We start from the raw sequence: 15294 nt of genomic DNA on the forward strand, positions 1-15294 counted from the left end.
GGCCGTGACCCATAGGCTGCCCCCCCCCCCCGCGCGCCGCCGTCGGCGTCCGCCCATGCCCCCCCCCCCCGCCCCGCCCCGCCCCCCCCCCCCCCCCCCGGGGAGGAAGTCCACCAGCTGGGGAAGCGTCTCTCGTGCAAGGCGTTTGGACACGCCGAACACCAGAAGGATCACCGCGAGAGCGGCAGCCAGGAAGGCGACTCCGCCGGCGATGCTCAAGCCGTCCCTCATCCGAAAACGAGCGCCGGCTCCGGCCCCACGTCCGCTCGGCGCCCCCGTGGTTCGCTTCGCCATTCCCCCGCCCTCGTTCTCGACAAGCGCCGTCTCCGCGCACGGCGGTGCGGCAAGGTGCCCCGCACCCCGCCGCACCACCCCGCGACAACCGAAGCCGCCTACTTCCGAGCCTGCTTAGCCAGCTCCTCGTCGATCTGCTCGAACTTGTCCGCCGCCATGGTCAGGTAGTCCCCCATGCCGTCGAGCCCGTCCAGCGTCGTCTTCGTGCCCTGCACGAACTCGTCGAAGTTCTCGTCGAACGCCTTCGACGAGCTCTTCGTGACATAGCCGGACTGCACGAGGTTGTTGATGTACTTGCGGAGGCCCTCGAGCTTCTCCTGGAGCTTTTCCTTCTCCTTCACGACATGCTTGGCCGCTTCCCGCATGTCCTGATATGTGATGTCAAGGTCCTTGGCCATGAAGCCGCTTCCTCTCACGACGCCGCAGGGCCAACCCCCGTGGCTCCCTGTTGTGCGGACTCCTCGGCGCCCGGGCCGAGTTGCCGATCGCACGTGGCAACCGGTGTGATCGTCCGCTCTTGCGCATGCAGCTTACGGGTGTGGCCTGTGGTGCCACATCCTCGGCTTGTGAACGAGGCGTCGGGAAAGCGTGCATGAGATTGCCATCGGGAACATCACCGCGCCTCCCCATTGCCCCGCCACCGCACCGAACGGATATCGTCCTTACGGCTGTGACCCCAGTGACGGGAAGTGACTGGAGCGGACGCAGCAACGGACACCACAGCGGCCACGAAGCCACACGGGCCCAGTGGCACGGGGAGGACAAGTCGTGCGCCTGACTCTGACCGTCGTCGACCCGTACGGCGGTGGTTCCGCCGACGTCGTGCTCGACGCCGATCCTGAGTCCACCGTGGGGGACATCGCCCAGGAACTCGCCCGGCAGGTCGGGCACAGCGGGGCGCAGGTCATCCCGCTCGGGCAGCACCGGCACGCGCCGGCCAACAACGCGCCCCTCGTGTACGTGGACGGGTACGCCGTCGATCCCGCCGCCACCGTCGTCGGCTCACCCCTGCGCGAGGGCGCCGTCGTCAGCCTTCAGGATCCGTCCGGGTGTCTGCCGGGTGAGCCCACCGGGCTCGTGGAGCTGCGGGTCGTCGGTGGGCCGGCCGCCGGGTTCGTGCACCGGCTCGGCGTCGGCCGCTACGACATCGGCAGCGGCGCCGCCTCCTACGTCCGCATCGACGATCCCGAGGTCGACGCCCGGGCCCTGACCCTCTCCGTCGCCACCGACGGCACCTGCCGGGTCGCCGTCCACACGGACCAGGAGCACGTCACCCTCGACGGCACTCCCCTCGCCGGCGACGACAAGGAGGCGTCCGGCGGCGACAAGGGCCGCAAGCGGAAGAGCAAGAAGGGCGAGCAGGAACAGAACACCGACGACGGGCCCGCCGAGTGGCCCCTCGGCGCGCAGGTCGGGATCGGCAACACCCTGCTGGAGCTGACCCGTTACACGCCCCCGAACGCCGCCCTGAAGTGGTCCGACGACGGCATCGGGCTGGACTACAACCGGCCCCCGCGGCTGCGCCCGCCCGAGCGGCAGACCACCTTCCGGCTGCCCTCCGCGCCCCGCGAGTACGAGGCCCGGCCGCTGCCCTGGCTGATGGCGCTGACGCCGCTGGTCGGTGCCGTCGTGTCGGTGATGATCTTCCAGCGCTGGTACTACCTGATCATGGCCGCGCTGAGCCCGGTCCTGCTCTTCGCTAACTACTACAACGACAAGAAGCACGGGCGTAAGTCGCACGCCAAGCAGGTCCAGGAGTACGAGGAGCAGAAGGAGCGGATCGAGAAGGACGCCCAGGACGCGCTCGTCGCGGAGCGGAACGACCGGCGGCACGCCATACCCGACCCGGCGACCGTGCTCGCCCTCGGGACCGGGCCCCGCACCCGGCTGTGGGAGCGGCGGCGCACCGACCGGGACCATCTGCTGCTGCGGTTCGGGACCGGCCGGCTGCCCTCCGAGGTCGTGCTGGACGACCCCGAGCAGGACGACCACCGCCGCCAGGTGACCTGGAAGATCGAGGACGCGCCGGTCGCGCTGCACCTGCGCACGCTCGGCGTCATCGGCGTGGCAGGGCCCGGCGACTCGGCGCGGGCGCTGGGGCGTTGGGCGGTCGCCCAGGCCGCGGCGCTGCACAGCCCGATGGACGTGCAGTTCTACGTGCTGAGCGAGAACGCCGCGCGGGAGTCGTGGGACTGGGTGCGCTGGCTGCCGCACGCCCGGCCGGCCGGCGGGCAGGACGTCAACGCGCTGATCGGGACCGACGCCGAGACGGTCGGTGCCCGGATCGGCGAGCTGACGCAGATCCTCGACGCCCGCAAGAAGGCCGCCGAGCAGAACAGGGCGCAGGGCTCGACGTTCAGCGACCCGGACATCGTGGTGGTGTGGGACGGGTCGCGGCGGCTGCGGTCCCTGCCCGGCGTGGTCCGGCTGCTGCGGGAGGGACCGTCGGTGTCGATGTTCGCCCTCTGCCTCGACGCGGAGGAGCGGTTCCTGCCCGGTGAGTGCCAGGCGTTCGTCGTAGCGGAGCCGAAGGCCGAGGAGTCCGGGCCCGACGGGCAGCTGCAGCAGCGGGGACAGCGGGAGGCGCAGCCGGTGGCCGGGGGTTTCCCCTCCTTCCAGGCCTGGCACACCACCGCCCCGCAGCCCGAACAGGCGGACCGTGTCGAGAAGTTGCGGCTGCGCGTGGAGGAGGCCGGTGCGGAGCGGCTGAAGGACGTACGGCCCGACTTCGTCTCCCCGGCCTGGTGTCTGCGGCTGGCGCGGTCGCTGTCGCCGCTGCGGGACATCAGCGGCGAGACCGAGGACTCGGCGCTGCCGGCCTCCAGCCGGCTGCTGGACGTGCTGCAGCTGGAGCCGCCGACGAGTGACGCGATCGTCGCCCGGTGGCGGATGGGCGGGCAGTCGACGCTGGCCGTGATCGGCGAGTCGTACGACGGGCCGTTCGGCATCGACATCCGCAAGGACGGGCCGCACGGTCTGATCGCCGGTACGACCGGTTCCGGCAAGTCGGAGCTGCTGCAGACCATCGTGGCGGCGCTGGCGGTGGCGAACACGCCCGAGAACATGACGTTCGTGCTGGTCGACTACAAGGGTGGCGCGGCCTTCAAGGACTGTGTGCATCTGCCGCACACGGTCGGCATGGTGACCGACCTCGACGCCCATCTCGTGGAGCGCGCGCTGGAGTCGCTCGGGGCGGAGCTGCACCGGCGCGAGCACATCCTGGCCGCCGCGGACGCCAAGGACATCGAGGACTACCAGGATCTGGTGCGCCGCGATCCGTCGCACCGGCCCGTGCCCCGGCTGCTCATCGTCATCGACGAGTTCGCCTCGATGGTGCGCGACCTGCCCGACTTCGTGACCGGGCTCGTGAACATCGCCCAGCGCGGCCGGTCCCTCGGCATCCACCTGCTGCTGGCGACGCAGCGGCCGTCCGGCGTGGTCTCCCCCGAGATCCGCGCCAACACCAACCTGCGGATCGCGCTGCGCGTGACGGACGGCGGCGAGTCGACCGACGTCATCGACTCGCCCGAGGCCGGGCACATCTCCAAGAGCACCCCGGGCCGCGCCTACGCCCGCCTCGGGCACGCCTCCCTGGTCCCGTTCCAGTCGGGGCGGGTCGGCGGGCGGCGGCCCGGTGCGGCCGACCCGGCCGTGCTGATGCCCTGGGTCGCCCCGCTGACCTGGGAGGACCTGGGCCGGGCCGCGCTGGCCAAGCCGAAGGCGCAGGCGCGGGAGGACGAGGAGATCACCGACCTGAAGGTCCTGGTCGACACGATCCGGGACGCCAACCGCTCCCTCGGCATCCCGCCCCAGCACAGCCCGTGGCTGCCCGCCCTGGACGAGACGCTGCTGCTGGACGAGATCGAGGTGCCCGCCTTCGCCGGCGGCCCGGGCAAGCTGCCCCCGGCCCCGTACGGCATCGAGGACCTGCCGGCGAGCCAGTCGCGCCGCCCGGTCGTGGTGGACTTCTCCTCCTTCGGGCATCTGATGATCGGCGGTGCCCCGCGCAGCGGCCGCTCGCAGGTGCTGCGCACCCTGGCCGGTTCGATCGCGCGCACCCACTCCGTCGCCGACGTGCACCTGTACGGCATCGACTGCGGCAACGGCGCGCTCAACGCCCTGACGCGGCTGCCGCACTGCGGGGCGGTCGTCGGGCGCAACCAGACGGAGCGGGTGGTGCGGCTGGTCAACCGGCTCAAGGGCGAGCTGGGCCGCCGCCAGGACCTGCTGTCCGAGAAGGGCTTCGCGGACATCGGGGAACAGCGGGCCTCGGTGTCCGAGGACGAGCGGCTGCCGCACATCGTGGTGCTGCTGGACCGCTGGGAGGGCTGGGTGCCCACGCTCGGCGAGATCGACCACGGCTCGCTGACGGACGAGTTGCAGACGATGATGCGCGAGGGCGCGAGCGTCGGCATCCACCTCGTCCTCACCGGTGACCGGACGCTGCTGGTGGGCCGGATCGCCACGCTCACCGAGGACAAGTACGGTCTGCGGCTGGCGGACCGCAGCGACTTCTCGGCGCTCGGCATCCCGGTGCGCAAGGTGCCGGAGGAGATCCCGCCGGGCCGTGCCTTCCGCAACGAGTTCGGTACGGAGACGCAGTTCGCGCTGCTCGCCGAGGACACCAGCGGTCAGGGCCAGGCGGCGGCGCTGGCGGCCATCGGCGAGGCGGCCAGCGCACGCGACGCCGAAGTGCCGCGCGCGCGGCGCCCGTTCCGCGTCGACAGCCTGCCCAGCCGGATCTCCTTCCCCGAGGCGTGGGAGCTGCGCGACCCGGACGCGTCCCGTTCCCGGCTGTACGGTCTGGCCGGCATCGGCGGTGACGAGATCGTCGGCTTCGGGCCCGATCTCGCGCAGGGCGTACCGGCGTTCGTCATCGCCGGTCCGGCCAAGTCGGGCCGCTCGACGGTGCTGCTGAACTTCGCGCACTCGTTCCTGGCCCAGGGCACGCGGCTGGTGATCGCGGCGCCGCGCCAGTCACCGCTGCGCGGGCTCGACGGCACGGACGGCGTGCTGAAGGTCTTCACCGGTGACGACATCGACGAGGACGACTTCGAGGAGCTGATCGACCAGGCGTCCCCGGAGGAGCCGATCGCGGTGCTCGTCGACGACGGCGAGATCCTGGAGGACTGCGACGCCGAGAGCCAGCTGAAGAAGCTGGTCTCACGCGGCGCGGAACGGGGTCTGGCGCTCGTCATCGCCGGTGACGAGGAGGACGTGTGCAGCGGCTTCTCGGGCTGGCAGGTCGACGCGAAGAAGGCCCGCCGCGGCATCCTGCTCTCCCCGCAGGAGTCCTCCAGCGGCGACCTCATCGGCGTGCGGCTGTCCCGCAGCATGGTGGGCGGGCAGGTCGCCCCGGGCAAGGGCATGCTGCACCTCGGCGACGGGGAGCTGCGCACGGTCGTCATCCCGGGGTGAGGCGATGAGCGGCGGTTCGGCGAAGCCGGAGCGGAGGAGGGCGGCGGGGGCCGCGCTGCAGTACGCGCACCGGCCGGGGCGGGGGCACGCCAACGAGCCGAAGAAGCGGGACTGGGGATGCGCCTGGGGCTGCCTGGTACTCCCCGGCTTCGTCGTCCTGATGATGCCGGTGGTTCTGTTCGACACGTACTGGGGCCACGCGCTCTGGGGCGACTTCGCCCCGGCGTGGCCCGGCGGGGCGTACGTCTTCGCCGGCACGGTCGGCGCCCTGGTCCCGCTGGCCTTCCTCGCCTGGGTGGCGCCGCTGGTCCGGATGGAGTGGAAGAAGAGCAAACCGCATTCGCTGGCCTGGGCGATCGCGTCCCTGCCCGGACTGGCCGCCGGTTACCTGCTCGCGGGGGTGATCAGCGCCACCGCACGGCCCCAGCGGCGCCGGGACTGGGACGCCGACTGCTACCGCGAGGGCGGCCCCTGCTGGGTGCACGTGCACTACCCGTGGCTGTGGGCCGTGGGCCTGGCCGGCACCCTCGCGGTGGTCGCGCTGCTGATCGGCCTGTTCGTCCGGCACGTGCGCGGGTCGTCCGCGCCTACCGCACCTTCGACAGCCGGGCCTCAGGACGGCCCGACTCCTGGCTCTCCGAGCGGTAGCGGAGATCGTCGCCCACCGGTGTGAGGCGGACGGTCGTGGGGGCCGGGTTGCAGCCGCTGTGGTTGGTCTTCGCGCCGACCGACGTCGCGACCAGCTCCTTCTTCGTCACCTGCTTCAGGGTGAGGACGTCCACGCAGACGCCGCCGAGCTGGTCGGTCTGGCGGACGCGTCCCAGCTCCTGTCCGGCCTCCGCACGCTGCACGGTGACCCGGAACGTGCCGAGCGGCAGCCTGCCGTCCAGGGCGGTGCCCTGCCCCTCCCAGGTGCCCAGGTAGGCGGCGGGCACCGTACCGGACGGGGCGGAGCTCGCGGTCGCCGCGGGTGGCGAGTAGGCGTCGGCGCTGCCCGAACCCCCGTCGTCCCCGCCGCTCCCGCCCGGCAGCAGGTCGAGGACGAGGACCGACCCGATCGTGACGGCGGCCATCGCCCCCGCGACGGCGAGCGCGACGGAGCAGCTCAGCCTGCGCACCCGCCCCTCGCCCTCGGGCGCGGAGGTCGCGGCGACGGACAGGGTGACCTTGCCGGGCCGCCGTCCCCCGGAGGGGACGCCGGTGTCCTCGCGGTGCGCGTCGCGGGGTTCGGGTACGGCGGTGGGGGCCGGCGCGGCTGAGGCCGGCGCGGGCGGCGAGCCGGCCGGCCCGTCCGCCACCGGCAGGGGACCGCCCGGCACACGCGGCTGCCCCTGCGGCACCGACGGCGGACCGCCCATCACGGGCGGCGGCCCGAACACCCCCGCACCACCGGCAGCCCCCGCGGTCCCGCCCGCCTCCGGTTCCCCCACCGACGGACTGCCGAAGCCCACCGACGGACTGCCGAAGCCCACCGACGGACTGCCGAAGTCCACCGACGGGCTGCTGAAGCCCACCGGCCCCGAGGGCGCTCCCGCCCCCGTGGCAGCCCCGGCCTCCAGGTTCAGCAGCCGCACGGCACCGCGGCTCACCTGTTCCACCAGCGTCCCCGGCAGCCACCCGCCCGCCACCAGCCGGGCCGCCCCCTCGGGGGCGAGCCGGCGGGCCAGCTCCGCGGGAGCGGGCCGCGCAGCCGGGTCCTTGGCCAGGCAGGCCGCCGTCAGGGAGCGCAGTTCGCCGTCGAGCAGACCGAGTTCCGGCTCCTCGTGCACCACCTTGTAGAGCAGGGCCGCGGAGGAGTCCCCGGGGAAGGGCGGTTCGCCGGTCGCCGCGTACGCGAGGACGGCCCCCAGGGAGAAGACGTCCGCCGCGCCCGTGACGCCCTTGCCCAGGATCTGCTCGGGCGACATGTAACCGGGGGAGCCGACGGAGACGCCGGTGGAGGTCAGGGACGCCGTGCCGTCGGTGGCCCGGGCGATGCCGAAGTCGATCAGCAGCGGGCCGTCCAGGGTGAGCAGGACGTTCGACGGCTTCACGTCACGGTGGACGAGTCCCAGCTCGTGCACCGCCGCCAGCGCCTCGGCGAGCCCCGCCCCGAGCGCCCGTACGGTGTGGGCCGGCAGGGGCCCGCCGTCGGTCACGGCCGCGGACAGTGACGGGCCGGCGGCGTACGCCGTCGCCACCCACGGCACGCGCGCGTCCGGGTCCGCGTCCAGGACGGGCGCGGTCCAGGCACCGCCCACCCGGCGCGCGGCCTCGACCTCGCGGCGGAAGCGGGCCCGGAACTCGTCGTCCAGCGCGAGGTGCGGATGCACGATCTTCACCGCGACCGTGCGGCCCCCGGCGCTGCGGCCCAGGTAGACCCGGCCCATGCCACCGGCACCCAGCCGGCCGAGCAGCCGGTAGGGACCCACGGCCGTGGGTTCGTCGGCATCGAGCGGCCGCATGGCGTCACCCCTCCCCCGTGGGCGCGCGGGGCACTCCCCGGTCCGGCACGCCCGCATCTCCCAGCAGAGTAGTGCCGGGGCACCGCCGCACCCACGGCCGGAGCAGGTCCGTTTCGCGGCGCCGCGCTCCCGTCCGCCGGGCTCAGGGCTGGAGCAGGTCCACCTTCACGTCCGCCGGGAAGCCGGTCGTCGGGCCGACCCGGCGGGCGAACTCGGCGACCGCCTCCAGCTGGGGCCCGCCGAAGCGGAAGTCGAGGGTGGTGAAGTAACGGGCGAGGGTCTCCTCGTCGAAGGCCTCCCAGCGGGCGGCCTGCTCGGCGACCTTGCCGACCTCCTCCAGGGAGAGGTTGCGCGAGTCGAGGAACGCGGCGTGCACCTTGCGCGTGATGGCGGGCTCGCGCTCGGCGTACTCGCGGCGCGCCGCCCAGACCGCGAAGACGAACGGCAGGCCGGTCCATTCCTTCCACAGGGCGCCCAGGTCGTGCACCTCCAGGCCGAAGCGGGGCCCGTCGACCATGTTGGCGCGCAGGGCCGCGTCGCCGATGAGGACGGCGGCGTCGGCCTCCCGCATCATCAGGCCGAGGTCGGGCGGGCAGGTGTAGTAGTCCGGCTGGACGCCGTAGCGCTCGGCGAGGAGCAGCTGGGCGAGGCGGACGGAGGTGCGGGAGGTCGAGCCGAGGGCGACGCGGGCGCCGTCCAGCCGGTCGAGCGGGACCTGCGAGACGATCACGCAGGACATGACCGGGCCGTCGCAGCCGACGGCGATGTCGGGGAAGGCGACCAGGTCGTCGGCGTGCTTGAGGAACTCGACGAGGGTGACCGGACCGATGTCGAGATCGCCCTGCACCAGCTTCTCGCTGAGCTTCTCCGGGGTGTCCTTGGTGAGCTCGAAGTCGAGGAGCGTGCCCGTTCTCGCGAGCCCCCAGTACAGGGGCAGGCAGTTCAGGAACTGGATGTGGCCGACGCGCGGCCGGGTGCGAGGATTGTCCACATCGTGAGGCTAGCCCTCACGGCACCGGGCCCCGCGTCCGGCCCCGCCGTCGGGGCTCCGGCCGCCGCTCGCGGCCGATCCGCCAGTCGGCCGGGGGATGTTCAAACATTCGGGTGACGTGATCTTGACCCCTATTGCATTCCGGGGTCCGCGTGCTAGGCTCGTCGCAAGTTGCAGTTTGGTTTCCCTTGCAGTACAGAGCCTGCGGAGCATGTGACCGCGGGCTCTCGTCATTCTCAGACATACGCACTTGTGCAGAATTCACTCTTCACACTTGCTGGTTCTGGAGCAGGGCAACCCTTTTGAGCCCAAGGAGGGCTTATGGCTACCGGAACCGTGAAGTGGTTCAACGCCGAAAAGGGCTTTGGTTTCATCGCCCAGGAGGGCGGCGGCCCCGACGTCTTCGTCCACTACTCCGCGATCAATGCGCAGGGATTCCGGTCCCTGGAGGAGAACCAGCAGGTGTCTTTCGACGTCACGCAGGGTCCGAAGGGCCCGCAGGCTGAGAACGTCACGCCGGTCTGATCAGCAGTACCCAAGGAGCCCCGCGCCGCCAGGCGACGGGGCTCCTGCCCTTTTCGGTCCCTTTCACCCGGTGAATTCCGGGCGAATTCTGCTCGACCACCCGGGGACCGGACCGCCGGGAACGGGCGGCCCGGGTGTCCGTGCTCCCCGGTAGCGTCACGCCCCATGACCGAAGCCGACTTCCTGACCGAGACCCGCACCTTCTACGACGCCGTGGCCGAGGAGTACGCCGAGCGCTTCCGGGACGCCGCCACCCCGCTCGACCTGGGCCTGCTGTACGGGTTCGCGGAGCTCGTGGGCGAGGGCGGCGAGGTCGCCGACCTGGGGTGCGGGCCCGGGCGGGTGACGGCGTACCTGGCGTCCAGGGGACTGTCGGTCTTCGGGCTGGACCTGTCGGAGTCGATGCTGGCGATCGCCCGGCGCGAGCACCCCGCGCTGCGGTTCGAGCAGGGCTCGATGCTGGACCTGGACCTGCCGGACGGCTCCCTGGACGGGATCGTGGCCTGGTACTCCACCATCCACACGCCCGTGGAGCACCTGCCCGCCCTCTTCGCCGGCTTCCACCGCGTCCTGCGCCCGGGCGGGCACCTGCTCCTGGGCTTCCAGTACGGCGAGGAGCCCCGGCGCTACGAGGAGGCCTTCGGCCACCGGGTGTCCCTGAGCTTCCACCGCCGACGGCCCGAGCGGATGGCCGCGCTGCTGGAGGGGGCCGGTTTCACCGTCCGGTTGCGGACGGTGCGGGAGGCCGACGAGGAGTACGGCGAGCCGGTCCCCCAGGCGGCCCTGGTGGCCCGCAGGCCCTCACGGACCGCTTAGCCCTCACGGACCGCTCAGCCCTCACAGACCGCGGCGCCCGGCCGGGCGCCGCGGCCCCGCGCCCCCGCGGTCATTCGAGGCCGATGGCCGCGCAGTCCGCCCTGTACTCGGCGGTGCAGATGTCCTTCACCGTGTACACGCCGTCGGTGATCACGGTCTCCTTGATGTTGTCCTTGGTGAGGGCGACCACCGGCACCAGCATCGCCGGGATGTTCTTGTGCGTCGGGCTGTCGACCGTCTCGCGGGTCAGCGCGGCGAACTCGATCGAGCGGTCCTGGACCTTGGCGACGGCGATCTTCGCGGCGTTGGTCGCCTCCAGCAGGAAGGACTTGTACACGGTCATGTACTGCTCCCCCGACACCACCCGCTGCACGGCGTCCAGGTTCGCGTCCTGCCCGGTCACCGGCGGCATCTTCGTGGCGCCCGCCTCCTTGAGCGCCTCGATGACGGCACCGGCCATGCCGTCGTTGGCCGAGTAGACGGCGGCGATGTCGTTCAGCCCGACCGCCTTGATGGCCTTGCGCATGTTGGCCTTGGCGATCGCGGGCTTCCACTCCTTGGTGTCGTACTGCTGGACGATGTCGACCTGACCCTGGAGTTCGCCCAGCGCGCCGTTCCTGAAGCGTGCGGTGTTGGGGTCGGCGGGGTCGCCGTTCATCATGACGACCTTGCTGTTCTCGGCCTTCTCCCCCAGTTCGCCGAGGATCGCGCGGCCCTGCACCTGCCCGACGAGTTCGTTGTCATGGGAGACGTACGCGTCGATGGGGCCCTCGGCGAGCCGGTCGTAGGCGACGACGGGGATGCCCGCCTCCTTGGCCTTCCGCACGTCCGGGGCGATGGCCTTGGAGTCCAGGGCGTCGACGAGGATGACGTCCACCCTGTCGGCGATCATCTCGCGGAACTGCTCGCTCTGCCGGGAGACGCTCGCCTCGGCGTTGGCGTAGCGGACCGTGCCCTTGTTCTCGGTGAGGGCGGCGACCTCCTGCTTGATGAGGGGGTGGTCGAACCTCTCGAAGCGTGCCGTGTCCCGGTCGGGCAGCAGCAGCCCCACCGTGATGTCGTTGCCCTTCTTCCCGCCGGCCGGGTCGTCGCTTCCGCCGTCACCGCACGCGGCGAGGGACAGGGCCGACACGGAGACCGCCAGGCCTATGCAGACAGGACGCACGGCGGCCCGGCGGGTGTAACGCGCTTTCACTGATGGTGCCTTCCGATGGGGGAGCGTCCGACGAGGTGCCAGAAAGCCAACGGGGCGGCGCCGTGAATCGTCAAGGACCAGGTGTGAAGACTCCGCAAAGGCGCCTCACCGCGCGTACAGGTCCTCCACCTCGGCCGCGAACGCGCGCAGGACGGTCTCGCGGCGGAGCTTCATCGACGGGGTGAGGTGGCCCGCCTCCTCCGTGAAGTCCTGGGGCAGGACGGCGAAGCGGCGGATGGACTCGGGGCGGGAGACGAGCTTGTTGGCCTCGTCGACGGCGCGCTGGAGGACCGCGCGGAGTTCCTCGTCGTCGACGAGGAGGGCGGCCGGCACGGGGTGTTTGCCGTTCATGCGGCGCCAGTGGGTGATGCCGGCCTCGTCGAGGGTGATCAGCGCGGTGATGTAGGGGCGGCCGTCGCCCAGGACCATGCACTGCGAGATCAGGGGGTGGGAGCGCAGCCAGTTCTCCAGGGGTGCGGGGGCCACGGACTTGCCGCCCGCCGTGATCAGGAGTTCCTTCTTGCGTCCGGTGATGGTGAGGTAACCCTCGTCGTCGAGTTCGCCGATGTCGCCGGTGGCGAGCCAGCCGTCGGGCGCGGCGGGGACGACACCGCCGGCTGCCGGGTCCCAGTAGCCGCGCAGCACGTGGTCGCCGGCGACGAGGATCTCCCCGTCGGCGGCGATCCGGACGCGGGTGCCGGGCAGCGGCCAGCCGACCGTGCCGAGACGGGGTTTCAGGGGCGGGGTGACGGTCGTCGCGCCGGTGGTCTCGGTGAGGCCGTAGCCCTCGAAGATCTCGATGCCGGCGCCGGCGTAGAACGCGGCGAGGCGGCGGCCGAGCGGGGATCCGCCGCAGATGGCGTAGCGGACGCGGCCGCCCATGGCGCTGCGGATCCGGCGGTAGACCAGCGGGTCGTAGAAGGCCCGGGCGGTCTTCAGGGCACGGGTGGGGCCGGGGCCGGTGCCCGTCTGCCGCGCCTCCATCGCCTCGCCGTAGCGCTGCGCCACCGACACGGCACGGTCGAAGGAGGCCGCCCGGCCGCCCGCCTCGGCCTTGGCGCGGGCCGCGTTGAAGACCTTCTCCAGCATGTACGGGATGGCCAGTAGGCAGGTCGGCCGGAAGCCGGCCAGGTCGGGAAGCAGGTCCTCCGACTTGATGCTGGGCGCGTGCCCGAGCCGGACGCGGGCCCGGACGCAGGCGATGGCGACCATGCGCCCGAAGACGTGGGACATGGGCAGGAACAGCAGGACCGAGGCCTCCTCGCTGGTCCTGGCCTTGAAGACGGGGTAGAGCAGTTCGATGGCGTTGTCGACCTCGGCGAAGAAGTTGCCGTGGGTGAGCGCGCAGCCCTTGGGGCGGCCGGTGGTGCCCGAGGTGTAGATGAGGGTGGCGAGGGTGTCGGGGCCGAGCATGCCGCGCCGCACCTCGACCTCCGCGTCGGCCAGGTGCGCCCCGGCCTCCGCGAGCCGGTCGACGTGGCCCTTCTCCACGACCCACACGTGCTTCAGGTCGGGCAGGCGTTCGCGCTCGGGGCCGAGGGCGGCGGCCTGCGCGGTCGTCTCCGTGACGAGCGCGACGGCGCCGGAGTCCTGGAGGATCCAGCGGGCCTGGAAGACGGAGGAGGTCGGGTAGACGGGCACGGTGACCAGTCCGGCGGCCCAGGCCGCGAAGTCCAGGACGGTCCACTCGTAGATCGTGCGGGCCATCACGGCGACCCGGTCGCCCGGGGACAGCCCTTCGGCGATCATCCCCTTCGCCACGGCCATGACCTGAGCGGCGAACTCCGCGGCGGTGACGTCGTTCCAGCGCCCGCCGGCGTCCTTGCGGCTGAGCGCCACGGCGTGCGGGGCCGCGGTGGCGTTGTCGAACGGCAGGTCGGCGAGCGATCCGTGCGTCCACGGCGGTGCCAACGGCGGCACGGAGGCCTCCCGTACCGCTCCGTCGAGCCGCTTGACCTCGGGCTCGACCAGGACCGGTCCGCCGTACACGTCGCCGTGGGCGGAGGAGGAATACGCAGTGGACACGGGCGGCTCCTGGGGCGTGCAGCGAAGGACTGCTTGCTGCATGACGTACGTGCCTCGCACGCCGAGGCGCTCAACCGGCGAACCACCGGAAAGGGGTTACTGCCGGTAGGAAGGGGATCGTACGGTGCTCACGTGGTGACCTTGTGCGGGTTCGGGGATGGTCCGGAGCCAGGCCTGTGCAATCCCGGAGGTTACGTGAGGGTCCTTCAGGTTCGGTACGCCCCGCGTCAGGCCCGTACCGGGATCGCCGTCGGCCCGTACCGGGATCGCCGTCAGGCCCGCTCCAGGATCGCCGTCACGCCCTGCCCGCCCGCCGCGCAGATGGAGATCAACCCCCGTGCGGGCGCGTCGCGTTCGGCGAGCAGCTTGGCCAGCGTGGCCACGATCCGGGCCCCGGTGGCGGCGAAGGGGTGCCCGGTGGCGAGGGAGGAGCCCGCGACGTTCAGCCGGGCCCGGTCGACCGTGCCGAGGCCGCGCTTCTCCCAGGCCGCGAGCGTCGCCAGCACCTGGGAGGCGAACGCCTCGTGGATCTCGACGAGGTCGAAGTCGTCCAGGCCGAGTCCGGCCCGTTCCAGCATGCGCGGGACCGCGTACGCCGGCGCCATGAGCAGCCCGTCCTCGCCGGCCGCCACGTCGCCGCCCACGAAGTCGACGGCCGCCGTCTCGTACGCCGTGAGGTAGGCCAGCGGCTCCAGGCCGCGCTCGCGGGCCCAGTCCTCGCTCGCCAGCAGCACGGTCGCCGCGCCGTCGGTCAGCGGGGTCGAGTTCCCCGCGGTCATGGTCGGTTCGGGGTGGTCGAGGCCGAACACCGGCTTGAGCGTGGCGAGTTTCTCCACCGTCGAGCCGGGGCGCAGGTTCTGGTCGCGGGCCAGCCCGCGGAAGGGCACCACGAGGTCCTGGAAGAAGCCGCGTTCGTAGGCCGCCGCCAGCCGCTGGTGGCTGGTCGCGGCGAGTTCGTCCTGCGCCGCGCGGCCGATGCCCCAGGCGCGGGCGGTGACGGCGGCGTGCTCGCCCATGGACAGGCCGGTGCGCGGCTCGGCGTTGCGCGGGATGTCGGGGACGAGGTGACCCGGGCGGACCTTCGCCAGGGCCTTCATCCGCCCGCCGAGGGTCTTCGCCCGGCGGGCCTCCAGCAGGACGCGGCGCAGGGAGTCGTTGACGCCGAGGGGCGCGTCGCTGGCGGTGTCGGCGCCGCCCGCGATCGCCGAGCCGGTCTGGCCGAGGGCGATCTTGTTGGCGGCGGCGACGACCGCCTGGAGGCCGGTGCCGCAGGCCTGCTGGATGTCGTAGGCGGGGGTGCTCGGGTGGAGCTTCGAGCCGAGGACGGTCTCGCGGGCCAGGTTGAAGTCGCGGCTGTGCTTGAGGACCGCGCCGGCGACGAACTCGCCGACCGCGCCGGGCCCGTCGAGGCCGTACCGCTGGACGAGGCCGTCCAGGGCGGCGGTGAGCATCTGCTGGTTGGAGGCGGTGGCGTACGGGCCGTCGGAGCGGGCGAAGGGGATGCGGGCTCCGCCGACGATCGCCACGCGCCGGACCGACGGCGACAGCTGCTGGGGGCTCATCTCGACCTGCTCCTCGTCCGTGCC

10 protein-coding genes are annotated in these 15294 nt (G+C 72.5%); 4 read left to right on the top strand and 6 right to left on the bottom strand.

Annotated elements, in window-relative coordinates:
* Positions 1-392 precede the first annotated feature (392 nt).
* Positions 393-692: a WXG100 family type VII secretion target gene (locus ACF07N_RS11145; RefSeq protein ID WP_082319687.1), complete on the bottom strand. Its 300-nt coding sequence runs from the start codon at positions 690-692 to the stop codon at positions 393-395.
* A 370-nt stretch (positions 693-1062) separates the two neighbouring features.
* Here ACF07N_RS11145 and ACF07N_RS11150 point away from each other — a divergent pair, with 370 nt between their 5' ends.
* Together ACF07N_RS11150 and ACF07N_RS11155 are read left to right on the top strand one after the other, a co-directional pair.
* Positions 1063-5712 (top strand): FtsK/SpoIIIE domain-containing protein, encoded by a 4650-nt coding sequence (locus ACF07N_RS11150; RefSeq protein ID WP_392110857.1) that lies wholly within the window; start codon positions 1063-1065, stop codon positions 5710-5712.
* Between the two features lie 4 nt (positions 5713-5716).
* Positions 5717-6385 (top strand): hypothetical protein, encoded by a 669-nt coding sequence (locus tag ACF07N_RS11155; protein ID WP_392110860.1) that lies wholly within the window; start codon positions 5717-5719, stop codon positions 6383-6385.
* Here ACF07N_RS11155 and ACF07N_RS11160 read toward each other — a convergent pair.
* Together ACF07N_RS11160 and ACF07N_RS11165 are read right to left on the bottom strand one after the other, a co-directional pair.
* Entirely contained in the window at positions 6300-8156 is a 1857-nt protein-coding gene (locus ACF07N_RS11160) for a serine/threonine-protein kinase (protein WP_392110863.1), read from the bottom strand. The two genes, ACF07N_RS11155 and ACF07N_RS11160, sit on opposite strands and share 86 nt — an antisense overlap.
* Positions 8157-8298: 142 nt before the next feature.
* The gene (locus ACF07N_RS11165; protein ID WP_383336252.1) at positions 8299-9147 is read right to left on the bottom strand and encodes a menaquinone biosynthetic enzyme MqnA/MqnD family protein; all 849 of its coding nucleotides are present in this window, start codon (positions 9145-9147) and stop codon (positions 8299-8301) included.
* Between the two features lie 321 nt (positions 9148-9468).
* On the opposite strand from ACF07N_RS11165, the gene ACF07N_RS11170 reads away from it, so the two are divergent.
* Both ACF07N_RS11170 and ACF07N_RS11175 read left to right on the top strand, forming a co-directional pair.
* On the top strand, positions 9469-9672 hold the full coding sequence (locus tag ACF07N_RS11170) for a cold-shock protein (protein WP_003974443.1): 204 nt from the start codon (positions 9469-9471) through the stop codon (positions 9670-9672).
* Positions 9673-9837: 165 nt separating this feature from the next.
* Positions 9838-10488, top strand: a complete 651-nt coding sequence (locus tag ACF07N_RS11175; protein ID WP_392110866.1) for a class I SAM-dependent methyltransferase — start codon at positions 9838-9840, stop codon at positions 10486-10488.
* A 70-nt stretch (positions 10489-10558) separates the two neighbouring features.
* Here ACF07N_RS11175 and ACF07N_RS11180 read toward each other — a convergent pair whose 3' ends face one another.
* The 3 genes from ACF07N_RS11180 to ACF07N_RS11190 all read right to left on the bottom strand — a co-directional run bounded on the left by ACF07N_RS11180 (position 10559) and on the right by ACF07N_RS11190 (position 15270).
* Entirely contained in the window at positions 10559-11653 is a 1095-nt protein-coding gene (locus tag ACF07N_RS11180) for a sugar ABC transporter substrate-binding protein (protein WP_392110869.1), read from the bottom strand.
* A gap of 135 nt (positions 11654-11788) precedes the next feature.
* A complete protein-coding gene (locus ACF07N_RS11185; RefSeq protein WP_392110872.1) occupies positions 11789-13708 on the bottom strand; it encodes an AMP-dependent synthetase/ligase in 1920 nt (639 codons plus the stop codon).
* Positions 13709-13980: 272 nt separating this feature from the next.
* Positions 13981-15270: an acetyl-CoA C-acetyltransferase gene (locus tag ACF07N_RS11190; RefSeq protein WP_392110875.1), complete on the bottom strand. Its 1290-nt coding sequence runs from the start codon at positions 15268-15270 to the stop codon at positions 13981-13983.
* Positions 15271-15294: the final 24 nt, after the last annotated feature.

Origin of the sequence: Streptomyces sp. NPDC015242 (genome assembly GCF_043079125.1) — a bacterium.
In the GTDB taxonomy this organism is placed as follows: Bacteria; Actinomycetota; Actinomycetes; order Streptomycetales; family Streptomycetaceae; genus Streptomyces.